The sequence below is a fragment of the Streptomyces durocortorensis genome (assembly GCF_031760065.1).
Taxonomy (GTDB): Bacteria; Actinomycetota; Actinomycetes; order Streptomycetales; family Streptomycetaceae; genus Streptomyces.
Genome location: NZ_CP134500.1, coordinates 3160323 through 3178596, shown reverse-complemented (window position 1 = coordinate 3178596; position 18274 = coordinate 3160323). Strand labels below are relative to the sequence as shown.

The following is an 18274-nucleotide window of genomic DNA, read 5'->3' as shown; positions in this document are numbered from 1 at the left end:
CAGCGACAGCACCGCAGGCAGCGTCTCGACGCTGCCCGGATGCCCATCGAGCGTCGACCGGAGAGAAGAGCGAAGTTGTCCCCGACCAGCGAGACCGCACAGGGCGGCCGCCGACTCGTCATCGTCGAGTCGCCTGCCAAGGCGAAGACGATCAAGGGCTATCTCGGCCCCGGATACGTCGTCGAGGCGAGCGTCGGGCACATCCGCGACCTCCCGAACGGCGCGGCCGAGGTCCCGGACGAGTACACCGGCGAGGTACGCCGCCTCGGGGTGGACGTCGAACATGACTTCCAGCCCATCTACGTCGTCAACGCCGACAAGAAGGCCCAGGTCAGGAAGCTGAAGCAGCTGCTGGCCGAGTCCGACGAACTCTTCCTCGCCACCGATGAGGACCGCGAGGGCGAAGCCATCGCGTGGCACCTCCAGGAAGTGCTGAGGCCCAAGGTCCCGGTCCACCGGATGGTCTTCCACGAGATCACCAAGGACGCGATCAGGGCCGCCGTCGCCAACCCGCGCGAGCTCAACCAGCGCATGGTCGACGCCCAGGAGACCCGCCGTATCCTCGACCGCCTCTACGGCTACGAGGTCTCGCCGGTCCTGTGGAAGAAGGTCATGCCGCGGCTCTCGGCGGGCCGTGTGCAGTCCGTCGCCACCCGCCTCGTCGTCGAGCGGGAGCGCGAGCGCATCGCCTTCCGCTCCGCCGAGTACTGGGACCTCACCGGCACCTTCGCCACCGGCCGTACCGGTGACGCCTCCGATCCCTCGACGCTCACCGCCCGCCTCAGCGCGGTCGACGGCCGCCGGATCGCCCAGGGCCGTGACTTCGGCCCCGACGGTCAGCTGAAGGCAGGGTCCGCCCAGACCCTGCACCTGGACGAGGCGAACGCCCGCGCCCTGGCCGCCGCGCTCGCCGACTCCTCCTTCGCGGTCCGGTCCGTCGAGTCGAAGCCGTACCGCCGTTCCCCGTACGCCCCCTTCCGGACCACGACCCTCCAGCAGGAGGCGAGCCGCAAGCTGGGCTTCGGGGCGAAGGCGACCATGCAGGTGGCGCAGAAGCTGTACGAGAACGGCTTCATCACCTATATGCGTACGGACTCCACCACCCTCTCGGACACCGCGGTCTCCGCGGCCCGGGCCCAGGTCACGCAGCTGTACGGGGCGAACTACCTCCCCGAGAAGCCGCGTACGTACGCGGGCAAGGTCAAGAACGCGCAGGAAGCGCACGAAGCGATCCGCCCCTCCGGCGACCGCTTCCGCACGCCTGCCGAGACCGGGCTCACCGGTGACCAGTTCCGGCTCTACGAGCTGATCTGGAAGCGGACCGTCGCCTCCCAGATGAAGGACGCGACCGGCAACTCCGTCACCGTCAAGATCGGCGGCCGGGCGAGCGACGGCCGGGACGCCGAGTTCTCCGCCTCCGGCAAGACGATCACCTTCCACGGCTTCATGAAGGCGTACGTCGAGGGCGCTGACGACCCGAACGCCGAGCTGGACGACCGCGAGCGGCGGCTGCCGCAGGTCGCCGAGGGCGACGCGCTGTCCGCCGACGAGGTCACGGTCGACGGGCACGCCACCAAGCCCCCGGCCCGCTACACCGAGGCCTCGCTGGTCAAGGAGCTGGAAGAGCGCGAGATCGGCCGCCCGTCGACGTACGCCTCGATCATCGGGACCATCCTGGACCGCGGCTACGTCTTCAAGAAGGGCACCGCGCTCGTCCCGTCCTTCCTGTCCTTCGCTGTGGTCAACCTGCTGGAGAAGCACTTCGGCCGGCTCGTCGACTACGACTTCACCGCCCGGATGGAGGACGACCTCGACCGCATCGCACGCGGCGAGGCCCAGTCCGTGCCGTGGCTGAAGCGTTTCTACTTCGGGGCGCAGCCCGGTGACGACACCTCCGGTGCCGGTGCGGCCTCCGACGCGGGCAACGGCGACGGCGACCACCTCGGGGGCCTGAAGGAGCTGGTCACCGACCTCGGCGCGATCGACGCCCGGGAGATCTCCTCCTTCCCGGTCGGCAACGACATCAAGCTCCGCGTCGGCCGCTACGGCCCGTACATCGAGCGCGGTGAGAAGGACGCCGAGGGCCACCAGCGCGCCGACGTCCCCGAGGACCTGGCCCCCGACGAGCTGACCGTCGAGCTCGCGGAAGAGCTGCTGGCCAAGCCCAGCGGCGACTTCGAGCTGGGCGCCGACCCGGTCAGCGGCAACCAGATCATCGCCAAGGACGGGCGCTACGGTCCGTACGTCACCGAGGTGCTGCCCGAGGGGACGCCGAAGACCGGCAAGAACGCGGTGAAGCCGCGGACCGCCTCCCTCTTCAAGTCCATGTCCCTCGACACGGTCACCCTCGCCGACGCCCTCAAGCTGATGTCGCTGCCGCGCGTCGTCGGCGAGGACGCCGAGGGCGTCGAGATCACCGCGCAGAACGGCCGCTACGGCCCGTATCTGAAGAAGGGCACCGACTCCCGGTCGCTCACCTCCGAGGACCAGCTCTTCGACATCACCCTCGAAGAGGCCCTCGCGATCTACGCCCAGCCCAAGCAGCGCGGCCGGGCCGCCGCCAAGCCGCCGCTGAAGGAGCTGGGCACCGACCCGGTCAGCGGTTCGCCGGTCGTGGTGAAGGACGGCCGTTTCGGCGCGTACGTCACCGACGGCGAGATCAACGCCACCCTGCGGACCGGCGACAGCGTTGAGGAGATCACGCCGGAGCGCGGCTACGAGCTGCTCGCCGAGAAGCGCGCCAAGGGGCCCGCCAAGAAGAAGACGGCGAAGAAGGCCCCGGCGAAGAAGGCGACGGCCAAGAAGACGGCCGCGAATAAGACCACGGCCGCCAAGACCACGGCCGCGAAGAAGACCGCGGCGAAGAAGACGACGGCCAAGAAGGCGACGGCCACCAAGACGGCCGCCAAGAAGACGACGGCGAAGAAGACGGCCTCGGCCTCTTCCACCGCTCCGTCGGACGACTGACAGGCCCGTCACACCCGCACCGTCACCGCACACGCGTCACGTCACACCCGCACCGGCAGCGCACACGCGTCACCGCACACCGGTATCGGGCACGCGCACCGCCACCGCCGCCCGGCACCTCACCGCAGGTGCCGGGCGGCGGTGCGTCGGAGGCCGGGGACCAGCGTGGCCGGAAGCCGTCTGCGACCGTATGTTCGGACGGGCCGACAGTCACCGCGCCACTGCCGATAGGCTGGGCGGATGACGCGAGCCGAGCAGCCAACGGTCGTGAGCCCCACCTCCGACACACTTGCCGCAGACTCACGCGAGCGCGCCGTACGAGCCCTGTTGCGTGTTCCCCCGCTGAAGCGGTTGTGGAGCGCCCAGCTCGTCGGCGGTATCGGCGATGCACTCGCCCTTCTCGTGCTGGTGCTGCTGTCGCTGCAAGCGGCGGTCCTTGAGGGCTCATTCGGGGCCGGATACCGCGGGGTGGCCTTCGCCGTCGCCGCCGTGTTCGGCGTCCGGATCCTTTCCACCCTGCTCTTCGGAGCCGTACTCCTGGGGCCCCTGACCTCGCTCACGGTGCCCGGCGGCAAGCTGGACCGGCGATGGCTGATGATCGGGGTCGACGGGCTGCGCCTGGTGCTCCTGGTCATCGCCCCGCTGTGGATCGACTGGATGCCCGACAAGGCGCTCATGATGGTCCTCATCACCGTCTTCGTGAGCGGCGCGGCCGAGCGCCTGTGGGCCGTGGCCAAGGAGAGCGCCGCCCCGGCACTGCTCCCCGCCCCGCCCCTCGAAGGCGCCGCGGTACGCCCGCTGCCCGACCATCACGACGCCCTGCGCAGGCTGTCCCTCCGAACGAACTTCCTCGCGCTGCCCGCTGCCGCGGCGGTCCTGCTGGCCGCCACGCTGATCGGCAACCTCCTCGGCTCGGGTCTGGAGTGGTTCTCCTTCCACCAGGCGGCTCTGGGGTCGTATGTCGCGGCCGGGCTTTTCTCCGCCTCCATCTCCACCCTGTACTTCCTGGAGTTCCCGGCCACCCAGACGCCCCGGCCGCGCTCCCCTCTGGAGGGCCTGCGCCGCCCCGCCACCGGCAACGGGCCCGACAAGGGCCGCACCGGCGCCGTTCCGCTGCTGGTGGCCGCCTGCGCCGCCGTGGCCGGAGCCGTCGCCGCGGCCGCGGCCGTATCCGTACTGCACGCCTACGACCTCGGCGGCGGGCCCGTCACGTTCGCGCTGCTGATCCTCGGCCTGACCGGCGGCAGCGCCCTCGGTATCCGCACCGCGCGCCACGTCCTGCCTACCCTGTCGCGCCGCCGCCTGCTGGCGCTGGCCATCGCCGTCACCGGCCTGGCGCTCCTCGCGCTCGGCCTGGTGCCGGACACGGCGACCGGGATCGCTATCGCGCTGCTCGCCGGTTACGCCGCCGGGGTCGCCGCGAACACCGGGCACACCCTGATCGACCAGGAGACCGAGGCGTTCCGGCAGGCCCGGACGACCGATCACCTCCAGGCCGTCGTCCGGGTGCTCGTCGCGCTCGGCGCGGTCGCGGGGCCGCTGCTGGCCGCGGCGATCGGACAGCACCGCCTGGTCGCGGGCGACTTCGTTTTCGCCCACGGCGGGGCCGCCTTCACCCTGATGCTGCTCGGCGCGCTGCTGCTGCCCGTCGCCGCCGTCGTCCTCGCCAAGACGGACGACCGGTCGGGCGTGCCGCTGCGCCGGGATCTGAGCGAGGCGCTGCGTGGCGGCGAACCGGCCGTCGCGCCCGCCGCCACAGGCTTCTTCCTCGCCCTGGAGGGCGGTGACGGAGCGGGCAAGTCCACCCAGGTCGAGGCGCTCGCCGAGTGGATCCGGGCCAAGGGCCACGAGGTCGTCGTCACCCGCGAGCCCGGGGCCACCCCGGTCGGAAAGCGGCTGCGGTCGATCCTGCTGGACGTGTCCTCCGCCGGTCTCTCCAACCGGGCCGAGGCCCTGCTGTACGCCGCCGACCGCGCCGAGCACGTCGACTCCGTCGTCCGCCCGGCCCTGGAGCGCGGCGCGATCGTCATCTCCGACCGCTACATCGACTCGTCCGTCGCCTACCAGGGCGCGGGCCGGGACCTGGCCCCCACCGAGATCGCGCGGATCTCGCGGTGGGCGACGAGCGGCCTCGTACCGCATCTGACGGTGCTGCTGGACGTCGACCCGGCCACCGCGCGAGAGCGGTTCACGGAGGCGCCGGACCGGCTGGAGTCGGAGCCGGTCGAGTTCCACGAGCGCGTACGGTCCGGGTTCCTGACCCTGGCCGCGGCCGACCCGACGCGTTACCTGGTGGTGGACGCCGGGCAGGAACCGGAGTCGATCACCACGGTCGTACGTCACCGGCTCGACCAGGTTCTCCCGCTCTCCGAGGCCGAGATCGAGGCCATCGAGGAGGCGCGGAGGGCGGCCGAGGAGGAGGCCCGGCGCAAGGCGGAGGAAGAGGCTGCCCGCAAGGCCGAGGAGGAGCGCCTGGAGAAGGAGCGCCAGGAGCAGCTCGCCCGGCTGCGCGCCGAGGAGGAGGAGCGCAAGCAGCGCGAGCTGGAGGAGGCCCGCCGCCGCGAGGCCGAACGCCAGGCGGAAGAGGCCCGGCAGCGCGCCGAGGAGGCCCGCCGCCGTGCCGAGGAGGACCGGCTCCGGCTGGAGGCCGAGGAGCGGGTCCGCGAGGCCGAGCAGGAACGCCTGCGCAAGCAGGCCGAGGAGGAGGCGCGGCTCCGCAGGGAGGCCGAGGCGCAGCGGCTGGAGAAGCAGCGCAAGGCCGAGGAAGCCCTGCTGCGAGCCGAGGAGGCCCGCCGCCGTGCCGAGGAGGAGGCGGCGGCCCGTACGGAGGCCGCGCGGGCGGAAGCCGAGCGGGTCGAGGCGGCGAGGGCTGAGGCTGCGAGGGTCGAGGCGGCTCGTGCCGAGGCTGCGCGTGCGGAGGCGGCTCGTGGGGAGGCGTCTTCGCGCTCGGAGGGCTTCGGTCCGGCGGGGTCGGGGTCGGGGGCTGCCGGGGCTTTCGGGGCCGCTGGTGCTTCGGGTTCCTCCGGTTCCTTCGGTTCCTCCGGTACTTCGGATTCCTCCGGTACTTCGGATTCCTCCGGCTCCTCCGGCTCCTCCGGGCGGTCCGTGCCGGAGAACGAGATCACGGTGCCCACGCCGATCGTGAACCCGAACGAGATCACGCAGCCGGTGCCGACGGCCTACCCGCCCCGACCGGAGGGCGGCGCACCGTCCGACCGCCGGGCCCCATCCGGGGAGGACGAGACGGCGATGCTGCCGCGCGTCACGGACCGGCGTCCGGACGCGGGCGCCCGGGACGCCCGGGACGCGGACGAGACGGCAGTGCTGCCGCCGGTGCGGGGGGAACAGCCCTCCGACCGGGTACCCAGGGGCTTCTTCCGGGACGAGAGCCCTGAGCCCTCGCCCGCGGAGAGCGAGAACGAGCGCACCCGGGAACTGCCGCAGGTCGAGGACCCGCGGGCCGCGGAGGCCTCGGACCGGACGCGGCAGGGCCGCCGCAAGCGCCCCCGCCCGGACTGGGCCGAGGAGACTCCGCTGGACGATCTGCCGACCCTGGCAGACGAGCTGCTCGGCGGTCACGACGACGAGGGCGACGGGGCCGCTGGAGGCCGGGGGCGCCGTCCGCGCGGCTGACCCGAGCCTGTCCGGAGTCCGGCCCGTCCGCCCGTGAGGGGTGGGCGGGCCGGACTTGTCAGTGGCGTCCCCCACAATGGAATCCGACGAGGGACGGCAGACGAGGGACGGCATCCGACGGGCGATGGCACAGGGCGCTGCCGCCGCACGTCTCCGCACCACCCGCACGTCCCCGCACCACCCGCACGACACCACCGGAAGGGCGGTGACCCATGACCGTATGGGACGACCTGGTCGGACAGGACCGAGTGAGGGAACAGCTCGCCGCTGCCGCCAGGGATGCCGATGCGTTGGTCACGGCCGTCTCCGACGGTGAGGCGCTGGAGCAGGGCTCGAAGATGACCCATGCCTGGCTGTTCACCGGACCGCCGGGTTCCGGGCGGTCCACCGCCGCCCGGGCCTTCGCCGCCGCGCTCCAGTGCACCAGCCCGGACCGGGCGTTGGGCGGGGAGCCCGGCTGCGGGTTCTGCGACGGCTGCCACACGAGCCTGATCGGTACGCACGCCGACGTCCAGGTGATCCGTACGGACCTGCTCTCGATCGGAGTGAAGGAGACCCGCGACCTGGTCCGCCGGGCCCAGCTCTCCCCGGCGGTCGGCCGGTGGCAGGTCATCGTCATGGAGGACGCCGACCGCCTCACCGAGGGCGCGGGCAACGTCCTGCTGAAGGCGGTCGAGGAGCCCGCGCCGCGCACGGTCTGGATGCTGTGTGCCCCTTCCCTCGAAGACGTCCTGCCCACGATCCGTTCCCGCTGCCGTCATCTGACCCTGAGCACCCCGCCGGTGGAGGCCGTGGCCGACGTCCTGATCCGCCGCGACGGCGTCGATCCGGCCCAGGCCCACTCCGCGGCCCGGGCCACCCAGGGTCACATCGGCCGGGCCCGCCGTCTGGCCACGGACGAGCGGGCGCGGGCGCGGCGGGCCGCGGTGCTCAAGGTCCCGCTGCGGATCGCCGACGTGGGCGGCTGCCTCAAGGCGGCCCAGGAGCTGATCGACACGGCCACCGACGACGCCAAGCAGCTGGCTGAGGAGGTAGACGGCAAGGAGGCCGAGGACCTGAAGGCGGCGCTCGGCGGGGTGGCCGGGGGGCGGATGCCGCGCGGTACGGCGGGGGCGATGAAGGAGCTGGAGGACAAGCAGAAGCGCCGCAAGACGCGTACGCAGCGCGACAGCCTCGACCTGGCCCTCACCGAGCTCACCGGGTTCTACCGCGATGTGCTGGCGCTCCAGTTCGGTTCGAAGCTGGCGATTGCCAACATGGATGTGCAGGACTCCCTGGAGCGGATCGCGGAGTCCTCGACGCCCGCGCAGACGCTGCGCAGGATCGAGGCGGTGACCGCCTGCCGGGAGGCGATGGACCGCAATGTGGCGCCGCTGCTGGCGGTGGAGGCGATGACGATGGCGCTGCGGGCGGGCTGAGACGACGATCAGGATGGGTCCCTGTTCACCCGAATGAGCAGGGAATCGGACGACTCGTCACCTGCCGGATACGCTCCCAGGATGGATACCAGGCGCCTGCTTCGCACCTTCGCCATCGGGATCGGCACTGCCGGCCTCCTCATCTCCGGCTGCAGCGGCGGAGGCTCGTCGCCGAGCGCATCGGCCACCGGCACCGCGGCCCCCGAGGAGCTGTCGTCGTACTACACGCAGAAGCTGAGCTGGCGCGACTGCGGGGTGGAGGGGTTCGAGTGCACGACGATGAAAGCGCCGAGGGACTACGAGAAGCCGGACGACGGCGACATCGGTCTCGCCGTCTCCCGTAAGAAGGCCACCGGCCCCGGCGAGCGGATCGGCTCGCTCCTGGTGAACCCGGGCGGCCCCGGCGGCTCCGCGATCGGCTATCTCCAGGGGTACGCGGCACTCGGCTACCCGGCTCCGGTCCGGGCCCGCTACGACATGGTGGCCATCGACCCGCGCGGCGTGGCCCGCAGCGAACCGGTGGAGTGCCTGACGGGCAAGGAGATGGACACCTATACCCAGGTGGACCAGACACCGGACGACGAGGCGGAGGTCCAGGAGCTCAAGGGGGCCTTCGAGAAGTTCGCGGCGGGCTGCGAGAAGCGGAGCGGCGAGATCCTCCCGTACGTCTCCACCGTCGACACGGCCCGGGACATGGACATCCTGCGGGGCCTGCTCGGGGACGAGAAGCTGCACTACGTCGGCGCCTCGTACGGGACCTTCCTGGGCGCCACGTACGCGGAACTCTTCCCGGACCGGGCCGGGCGGCTCGTCCTGGACGGGGCGATGGACCCGTCCCTCAAGGCCATCGACATGAACCGCGACCAGACCGCGGGCTTCGAGGGGGCCTTCCAGTCCTTCGCCGCCGACTGCGTCAAGCAGCCGGACTGCCCGCTGGGCACCACGACGACCGCCGACGCGGCGACCGCGCTGAAGCAGCTCTTCGCGGACCTGGACGCCAAGCCGATCCCGACCGGCGACGACCGCGAGCTCGGCGAGTCCCTGGCGACGACCGGGGTGATCGCCGCCATGTACGACGAGGCGGCCTGGCCCCAGCTCCGCGAGGCCCTCGAAGGCGCACAGCGCAGCGACGGCTCGGGCCTCCTCTCGCTGGCCGACAGCTACTACGAGCGCGAGCCGGACGGGAGGTACGCGAACCTGATGTTCGCCAACGCCGCCGTGAACTGCCTCGACCTCCCGCCCGCCTTCGACGGCCCCGACGCCGTGGAGAAGGCCGTCCCCGGCTTCGAGAAGGCCTCCCCGGTCTTCGGCCGAGGCTTCGCCTGGGCCTCCCTGAACTGCGCCTACTGGCCCACGAAGGCCACCGGCACCCCCCACCGCACCGAGGCGAAGGGCGCCGACCCGATCGTCGTCGTCGGCACCACCCGCGACCCGGCCACCCCGTACAAGTGGTCCGAATCCCTCGCCGCCCAGCTCTCCTCCGGCACCCTGCTCACCTACGACGGCGACGGCCACACCGCGTACGGCCGGGGCAGCGACTGCATCGACACGGCGATCAACACGTACCTCCTGGACGGCACGCCGCCCACGGACGGCAAGAAGTGCACCTGACCCCCTGACCTGTCCGGTCCCGTTCTGTCCGGTCCCGCCCTGACCTGCGTAAACGTCTCCGGGGGTGCCCTGTGCGGAGCACCCCCGGAAACTGTGTAGACTTGGCCCCGCTGCTGATCGCACCATGGTGCGACGGGGCGCGCCGCCTTAGCTCAGTTGGCCAGAGCAACGCACTCGTAATGCGTAGGTCTCGGGTTCGAATCCCGAAGGCGGCTCGGAATTACCCCAGGACTCACTCGCCGTGACCTGGGGTTTTTTCATACCCGGGGTGCGACGAGCCGCACGGTCGTGATGCCGTGGAGGGGCTTGCGTGAGCGATGCGTGAGCGGAGGGCTCCGGGCGCTACGGGACGGACTTCTTCCGCTTGACCTTGGCTCAGCCTTCTTGGCGCGCTTTGGGCTTCTTCCAGCCTTCACAGCTCTGCGTGCAGCCTCTTCCGCCTCCACCTTCCGCTGGGTAGGGGGTCAGCTTGGCGGTGGGTTGCTGTCCAGCTGTGAGCGCAACACGAGCACGGGCTGCCGAGCTAGCTGGGACCACAAGTCAGCTGTGCTACACAGCGTCACCTGTCGTTGCTGTGAATAGATCATTCATGGCAAGAAAAGCTGAGACTGGTGTGTCGGGCTACAGGTACTGAGATAATTCATGTATGTCCAGTTCAGGATGGACCGGAGCCGCGCAGCGTGACATCAGTGGCCTCGCAGGTGGCAGCGACCCTGCCCTCAACCGGTTGAAGGCCGCGCTGGGTGACTGGCGCAGCTCCCTGCTCGATCTCGGCGGGCGCAACCGTCTACTGAACTTCCGGCATACGAAGACCGCCACCCTGGAGATCACGGCACCCGATGCCTCCGCAGTGCTGGCCGACCTTGCCCGTGGTTGGTTCTTCGCTCCCGTCGCCGATGGTGACCCTGTCGAGGGAAGCGTGGACGGCGAGGAGGGAGCGGGGGAGGCTCCGGGGAGCGGGACGTTCTACGAGTACGCCTCTACCTCCGCAGCCAGCGACCCCGGTCGCGTCTCCGGCCTGGTGACACAGAAGAACACGCAGGCGAGGCTGGACGCGTCGCTCTACCAACTGCGTCAGAAGTCAGGCCAGATGTACAACGACTACGGCCTGTGGGTGCTCTGGCTTGGTGTCGGCATGGTGGACTGGCGGGAGGAGGGCGCCGAGGAGGTGAGTTCCGCTCCACTGCTGCTCGTCCCCGTGGAGCTTCGTCGCGACGACCGACGGCAGACGCGTCTCTACCAAGCGGAGAACCAGGACCGGATCCACAACCCCGCACTTGCCGTCAAGCTGGAACGGCTTGGTGTCGACTGGCGTTCGGTCGCCGACTGCGACGTCGCCGATCCTGCTGCGGTCCTCGCCGCCGCCCGGGAAGTCGTGCGGGCGCAGGACGGCTGGTCGGTGGACGAACGCGTGGTGCTCGGCCTCTTCGCCTCCCACAAGGAGGCCATGTACCAGGACCTCCAGCAGAACGAGGAGCGCATCCTCGCGCATCCGCTGGTCCGGGCCGTCGGCCTCGGCCCCGACTCGGGGCTGCCCGACGATCTGATCGGCTTCGAGCCGCCTGACCTCGACCGCATCGATGACATCCAGTTGCCGGAGCGGACTCCGCTCGTACTTGACGCGGATTCCTCGCAGCGGCAGTGCATCGCGGCCGCGCTGGACGGCCGTTCCTTCGTGATGAGCGGGCCGCCCGGTACCGGCAAGAGCCAGACGATCACCAACATGATCGCCGCACTCATGCACGCGGGCCGTTCTGTCCTCTTCGTCAGTGCGAAGGCAGCAGCGCTCGACGTGGTCCGTAACAGGCTGCGAGGGGTCGGCCTCGGGGACTTCGTGATGGCCCTGCACAGCGGTGACACCAGCAAGAAGGCCGTGGCGACGGAGCTCGAACGGGTGTTGACCACCGAGGTGCGGATCACCGGCGCAGCCGAGCACGAACTTGACCGGGCGCGTCGCCTGCGAGAGGAACTGTCTGCCTACGCGGCAGCGATGAACCAGATCCGCGAACCGCTCGGCCGTTCTCTCCACGATGTCCTGGGCCGCTTGGTCCTCCTGGAACGGGCAGACACTCCGCAGCTCGCACTCGGAGCCAGGAGCACCACCACGGTCCGGCAGCTCGGCGCCGGGCAGCTTCAGGCGCTCTTGGAAGCATCCGGCGCCGTCAGCCGTTCCTGGCGCCCGGCAGCGGAAGGTGACGCGTTCGTCTGGCGCGGGCTGGCGGGGGCTTCCGCTGCCACTACGGTTCTCGCCGGGGCCGCTGACGCGCTCGGGGCTCTGCGCGCGGCTGCCGAGCGTCGCCCGTTCGCGGCCACGACCCCCGAACCACGTACCGTGCACGACGTGCGGCAGGCCGTGCGGATGCTGGCAGCGGGCCTGCCCAACCGAAATCCGGACACGGTCAGCGGTGGACTGTCGGGCGACCTTGACGGAAGCCTCGCCCAACTGGCGGAGCTGTTCGGACTGCCCAAGCCGGAAACAGCCCAGGCCGCGTTCGGCCTCCTGGAACTTGCCGATCTGACCTCCGCGGCGATGCGGCCGCCTGCGCGATGGTTCGACGAGGAAGGGCTGCGCGAGGCACACCGAGCGGCTGAAGAGATGCGGGACGCGCTCGCCGCCCGCGCGGCGGCCCGTGCAGCAGCGGGGGACCTCTTCGGTGAACAGGTGCTGGAGTCCGAAGAGCTGCCCGCCCTGGTCGATAGGTTCACGGGACAGCACCGGGGCGTGTTCGCGCGTCTGTCCGGCCAGTACCGGGAGGACCGCGCGGCGGTGGCCGCGCTCACGCGCAACGGTGCCTGGGACAAGACGCTGCCCCAGCGCCTGAACGACGCCCTGGCCTGGCAGATCACTGTCGCCGAGGCCGCTCGGCTGGCCGCACACCACGAAGAGGCGCTGGGCGGCTACGTCCCCCACGACGAGAACGAACTGACTGCCTTGGACGCCGTGCTGGCTGTGGCAGATCGCATCGCGGAACTCACCCGCAGCGTCGCTCACCGGGACCTCGCCACAGCTCGCCTGGCCGACGGCACCGAGCCCGACCCGCTGCCGGGGATATTGGCCCGTGGCATTCGTGGCGCGCTGGTCGGCTGGTGTGACGCGGCGACGCTCCGTGCCGAGCGTTGGTCCGAGTCCTCGACCGGCCTGCACGACCTCTTCGAGGAGCCCCGCCGGGTTCAGCTGTCGTTCACCCCGTTCGGCACCTTCGATCAGGCCCAGCAGGTCGTCGACGAACTCCAGGCCGATCCGCGCGGCCCGGAGGAATGGCTGGCGTACCGCTCCGGACTGGACGTCCTGGCCCGTCACGGTGTCGACGAACTCGTCCCGCGTGCCGTCGAACGAGGCGTCCAGCCCGAGCGGTTGCCTGAGGTCGTGGAACAGGCGGTGCTGAAGTGCTGGGCCGACGACCTCCTGGCCACGGACACCCGGCTCGCCAGCACCCGCTCCGCCGACCTGGACGTCCGGGTAGCGGACTTCCAGGAGGCCGACCGCCGACTGGTCGCTGCGGCGAGCGGAGCCGTCATCGAGGTGTGCAACGAGCGCCGACCGCGCCGGTTCAGCGGTGGGGCGGCCGCGGTGATCAAGCGGCAGGCGGAGCTGAAGCGACGCCATATGCCGGTGCGGGAACTGCTCGGCCGGACCCGTGAAGTCGTCCGGCTGATCAAGCCATGCTTCATGATGAGCCCGTTGACGGTCAGCCAGTTCCTGCCTGCGGACTATCACTTCGACGTGGTCATCTTCGACGAGGCATCACAGGTCCGCCCGGCCGATGCCGTCAACTGCGTATATCGGGCAGACGCTCTGATCGTGGCCGGCGACGAGAAGCAGTTGCCGCCCACCTCCTTCTTCGACGCCGCAGTCGAGGACGACTCCGACGAGTACGACGAACACGTACCCGACACCTTCGAGTCGCTGCTGCATGCCTGCAAGGCGGGCGCTCTGCGAGAGCTGCCCCTGCGCTGGCACTACCGCAGCCGTCACGAGGACCTGATCACGTTCAGCAACAGGTCCTTCTACGCCAACTCCATGGTGACCTTCCCGGGAGCGCTGGAGCACGGCAACGACATCGGCGTCGAGTTCTTCCCTGCACACGGTGTGTACGACCGGGGCGGCCGACGCGACAACCGCGTGGAGGCGGAGTTCGTCGCTCGGCGGGTCATCCATCACTTCGACACCCGCCCCAGCCGCACCCTGGGCGTTGTCGCCCTCTCCCAGGCACAGGCGGCGGCCATCGACCAGGCTGTCCAGGAGGCCCGGCTGCTCCGCCCCGACCTGGACCACTGCTTCACCGAGGATCGGCTCGACGGGTTCTTCGTCAAGAACCTCGAATCAGTCCAGGGCGACGAGCGCGACGTCATGATCATGTCGATTGGGTACGGTCCTGACGAGCATGGCAAGTTCGGCACGCACTTCGGGCCGATCAATAAGGGCGGCGGCTGGCGGCGCCTCAACGTCGCTGTCACCCGGGCGCGCTTGCGCATGGAGGTCGTCGCGTCCTTCCGGGGCAGTGGTCTGGCCGAGAGCGCGAACGAGAGCGTTCAGCACCTCAAGCGGTATCTCGAGTACGCCGAGAACGGCCACGCCGTGCTCGCGCAGGACGTGACACAGGCCGACGCCGAGCCGGACAGTCCCTTTGAGGAGTCGGTCCTGCAGGTGCTGCGCGACTGGGGCTACCGGGTGCAGCCGCAGGTCGGCGTCGCCGGGTTCCGCATCGACATCGGCGTGCGCCATCCGGAGTTCTCCGGCGCCTACGCGCTCGGCATCGAGTGCGACGGCGCGATGTACCACTCGTCCAAGACGGCTCGGGACCGCGACCGGCTTCGGGAGGAGGTGCTCGCCGGGCTGGGCTGGCGGCTGCACCGCATCTGGGGCACCGACTGGTATCGCGGCAGGGCTGCCGCCGAGCTGAGACTGCGTGAGGCGGTCGAGCTGGCGGTTGCGCGGGGACCTATGTCGGGCTCCGCCTCGACGGATACCGGGACGGGCCCGATGGTGGCAGCCGAGGACGGCAAATTGGGGGACGTCTCGGGTGTTAGGGCGGCTTCCCCGCTCTCCGGCGTGCTGACCGCCCCCGACGTCCCGGGACCGGAGGACCGCACGCCTCCGACCGCGGCTGCGGAGCATGAGCGTGTTCCGGTCGACACCGAGCCCGACCGGCCCTGGAGCTCTCTGTACGAGGCATGCGACATGACCGTGACCTCACCGTACGAACTGCACACCCCGGAGGCCCGCCCCGCGCTGCGAAATCTCATGACCAGGGTCATCGGGATCGAGGGTCCCGTCCACGAAGAGCTGTTGGTGCAGCGCGCCAAAGAGGCGTGGGGCGTCGGCCGGGCGGGTAACAGGATCCGCGACAACGTACGGGAAGTGGTGAGCGGTCTCGTCCGCTCGGGGCAGGTCACAGGCGATGGCTACTTCCTGAATGTGGCAGGCAGGGAGGAGCTGCATGCCCGCGTTCCAGGAGAGGGCGTCACGCCTCGCAAGGCAGCGCATATTGCTCCGGTTGAACGGCAGCTGGCGCTGTACGAACTTGCCGCGGAGTGCCCGGGCATGTCGCGGGACGAACTAGTCAGGCACGCGGGCGAGTTCTTCGGCTGGCGCCGCATGGGCAGGGATATTCGCAGCTTCCTGGACTCCGACATCGACGAACTGCATCGCCGGGGCAGACTGAGGGAGGCGAACGGGCACATTACGGCGGTTGGGTGACGGAGACCGAGTCGGAAGGCGGTATGTGCTAGCACGTCTCAGCACCATCCGGGATGACAGGTAGTCACTGACCTGGGTTCTGTTTCTCGAGGCATGGCGCACCACACGGCCGGAGTGTCGTGGGATGGGTTGCGTGCGCAATGTGTGAGCGGAGCGGCTCGGCGGCCTACTTCTCGGGCTTCCGGCGCCTGGCCTTCTTCTTGGCCTCGGCTTTCGCCTTGACCTTCGGCTTGCCGCCGCCCTTGCCGGGCTTCGTGGCCTTAGCCTTCTTGGCGGCCTTGCGGGCTGCCTTCTCCGCCTCGGCCTTGCGCTGGAGGGGGACCAGCTTCGCGGTGGCCTCGGCGGCGTTCTTGCCGACCTGGGGGAGGACGCTCTGGTAAATGTCCCGCGTGATGCGGGTGTCGCTGTGTCCGAGGGTGTCGGACACGATCTTGATGTCGATGTCGGCGGCCAGCATGAGGGTCGCCGCGCCGTGACGCAGGTCATGCAGACGGATCGGCGGGAGGCCGGAGGCGGCGACGAGCCGCTCGAAGAGGTCGGTCACCTTGCCGGGGTGGAGCCAGGAGCCGTCCTCCTGGGTGAAGACATGGCCGGTGTCGACCCAGGCCGAACCCCACTCCTCGCGGGCTTTGTCCTGGCGCTCGCGGTGGCGCTTCAGGACGTTGACGGTGTCGTCGTCGAGCGCGACCACGCGGTAGCCGCTGTCTGTCTTGGGCTCGGACGTCTCGACCTCCCAGCCGTCCTGCACGAGCTGCGAGGAGACGGTGAGCGCGTGGGTGTCGAGGTTCGTTTCGGACCACGGCTGCCCGCACGCCTCACCTCGGCGCAGACCTCGGAAGGCGATCAGGTGCCACATCGCGTACAGCCGGTCCTCGGTGACGAAGTCGAGGAACGCGCCGGTCTGTTCGGGCGTCCAGACCATCACGGGCGACGGCTTCTCGCCCGTCTGCTCCCACTTGGCGACCCGTTCAGCCGTCCACACGAGCGCCTTCGGCTTGCGTACGGGGTCGATCTCGACGTGGGCGGCTGGGTTGAACGTGATGATCTGCTGGCCGATCGCGTCGTTGAGGGCCGCGCGGAGTGTGGCTTTGACGTGCTGGCGCGTGGCGGGGCCGGTGACGCGGCGGAAGGGTGGCATCGCGTCGATCGCGGCCTTCATCGCCTTGCGGCGGGCACGGTTCTCGGCTCCCTTCCACGGCACGGTCGCCAACTCGTCGATTGCGGCTCGCCGCTGGGCGTTCTGCTCCAGGATCTGGGCGTTGGCGTCGCGGATGTTCGTGAACATCTCGCTGAGGTGGCTGACGCGCAGCCGGTCGAGGCGGCGGTTGCCGATGCGCGGCTTCAAGTGCACGCGGATGTCGATCTCGTAGCGGTTGAGGCCGGACTTTCGTATGCGCTTGCCCGCCAGCCACCGGTCGAGCCACTCGCTGACGGTCAGGCTGCCGATGAGGTCCTGGCCGGAGTTGAGGCGCCGCCGGGTCTCCTCGACGTCGGGCAGAGGCGTCCGCTCGCGACCGACCTCCGCCAGCATCTCGGCGACCAGCTGCATGCCTTCGGGGTCGTCGGCCCCGGCGAGCCCGAGCAGGGCGCGTATGTGGTCGAGATCGGCCTGGGCTGCCTTGAGATTGGCGTATCCGCTGCGTGAGAACGAGCGCCGACTGCCGTCCTCGCGGGGTGGCAACTCCTGGCGTACGGCGTAGGAGCAGTGGTTCTTCCTGCTGCGCTTCGGGCAGGAGGTGCCGAGTTCTTTGCCGGTCTTGGGGTCGCGGCAAGAGCAGCGGCGGTAGGTGGAGCCCTTCAAAGATCGTTCTCCTCGGTGGAGTCGGTATCGGATTCCGGTGGGTCGATGTCGGCGAGCGACAGGGGCAGGTGGGGTGGGATGCCACCGGCTTCTCGGATGGCGTCGCGGTGCCGGAGCAGCTCGTGCCTGGCCTGGGTGGCCTGGGCGGTGTAGCGGGCCAGGGCGCGTTCGGCCGCTTCCCGTTGGACGCGGTTGGGGGCGGTCTTCACCTTCCAGCGCTCGTAGTCCTCGCTCTCCACGGCGGCCAGGGCCGAGCGGAGTTCGAGGTCGTGGGCCAGGAAGTGGTCGAGCATGGAGTTCGTGGCGTCCTCAACGGTTGAGCCGCCGACGAACCACTGCAGGGCATCCCAGGCCGGTCGTGGGTTCTCGAAGGGGAGCTGGCGGACATCGGCGACGTAGCCGACGGGGTAGATCAGGCTGATCGGGGACACGCGCAGGGCCTTCGCGAGGACCATGATCTCGACCAGGGGCAGCGTGGCGCGGCGGCCGGACTCCATGTTGGCGATGACGTTGCGGGGGATCGGGTAGCCGATCTCCTCGCAGCGGTCGGCCAAATCCTGTGCGCTCCAACGCAGTTCCTTCCGGCGTCTGCGGACCTCGCCAGCCACGGTGGCCATGACGTGGTCCTCCCATTCGAGGAAGTCGTCCTCGTCGTCCTGCTCGTATCCATGGTTCGAACGGCGTTGTGTCATAGAGACACATTAACTTCGTCATCCTGGATTTAGTGACCTGGAGACGGGCGTGATCGTCGCGTTCGCCGAGGGCTCAGTCATGGATGGAGCGCGTATGCGTGAGAGCGAGACCGCCGGTCGGGCGAGGGGTATGAGCCGCGAGGAGCTGCTGGAGCTTCCCGCCGCCGTTGACCTGGAGACGGGCAACCGGGCGTTGGGGCTCGGGCGGAGCAAGGGGTACGAGCTCGCCAAGCGCGGCCAGTACCCGTGCAGGGTGCTGCGGCTGGGCAACGCCTACCGGGTGGTGACCGCCGACCTGCTGAACCTGCTGGGCCTGGCCGCGTGAGAGGGCGTGTACGTAGCAGACGCTTCTGCGCTGAGCTGACACAGAAACGCTGGACTGTTGCCGGGTGTGGACGTACGGTCCGTGTTCCCTCGCGGCGCCCGAGCGCCCGCGAGAAGGGGGAGAGCC

At 70.1% G+C, this 18274-nt stretch carries 8 protein-coding genes and 1 tRNA gene; 7 read left to right on the top strand and 2 right to left on the bottom strand.

The window, feature by feature from the left end; genetic code table 11:
* The first annotated feature begins 75 nt into the window (after positions 1 to 75).
* From topA to RI138_RS13895, 6 genes are all read left to right on the top strand, one after another.
* Positions 76 to 2967 carry a type I DNA topoisomerase gene (gene topA / locus RI138_RS13920; protein WP_311120168.1) on the top strand — a complete coding sequence of 964 codons (2892 nt, stop codon included), beginning with the start codon at positions 76 to 78 and terminating at the stop codon, positions 2965 to 2967.
* Between the two features lie 240 nt (positions 2968 to 3207).
* Positions 3208 to 6600 (top strand): dTMP kinase, encoded by a 3393-nt coding sequence (tmk, locus tag RI138_RS13915; protein ID WP_311120167.1) that lies wholly within the window; start codon positions 3208 to 3210, stop codon positions 6598 to 6600.
* A gap of 212 nt (positions 6601 to 6812) precedes the next feature.
* Positions 6813 to 8018, top strand: coding sequence for a DNA polymerase III subunit delta' (locus tag RI138_RS13910; protein WP_311120166.1), 1206 nt, complete (start codon positions 6813 to 6815; stop codon positions 8016 to 8018).
* 81 nt (positions 8019 to 8099) lie between these two features.
* The gene (locus RI138_RS13905) at positions 8100 to 9629 is read left to right on the top strand and encodes an alpha/beta hydrolase (RefSeq protein ID WP_311120165.1); all 1530 of its coding nucleotides are present in this window, start codon (positions 8100 to 8102) and stop codon (positions 9627 to 9629) included.
* A gap of 141 nt (positions 9630 to 9770) precedes the next feature.
* A tRNA-Thr gene (locus RI138_RS13900) sits at positions 9771 to 9844 on the top strand.
* A gap of 431 nt (positions 9845 to 10275) precedes the next feature.
* Complete coding sequence (locus RI138_RS13895; RefSeq protein WP_311120164.1) at positions 10276 to 15330, top strand: DUF3320 domain-containing protein; 5055 nt, start codon at positions 10276 to 10278, stop codon at positions 15328 to 15330.
* A gap of 166 nt (positions 15331 to 15496) precedes the next feature.
* On the opposite strand, the gene RI138_RS13890 is transcribed toward RI138_RS13895, so the two are convergent.
* Positions 15497 to 17131 (bottom strand): tyrosine-type recombinase/integrase, encoded by a 1635-nt coding sequence (locus RI138_RS13890; RefSeq protein WP_311120163.1) that lies wholly within the window; start codon positions 17129 to 17131, stop codon positions 15497 to 15499.
* Positions 17128 to 17823, bottom strand: a complete 696-nt coding sequence (locus RI138_RS13885; RefSeq protein ID WP_311120162.1) for a helix-turn-helix domain-containing protein — start codon at positions 17821 to 17823, stop codon at positions 17128 to 17130. The genes RI138_RS13890 and RI138_RS13885 overlap by 4 nt, the downstream gene beginning before the upstream one ends.
* 94 nt (positions 17824 to 17917) lie before the next feature.
* Between RI138_RS13885 and RI138_RS13880 the strand changes: the two genes are divergently transcribed.
* Positions 17918 to 18148, top strand: a complete 231-nt coding sequence (locus tag RI138_RS13880) for a hypothetical protein (protein WP_311120161.1) — start codon at positions 17918 to 17920, stop codon at positions 18146 to 18148.
* Positions 18149 to 18274: the final 126 nt, after the last annotated feature.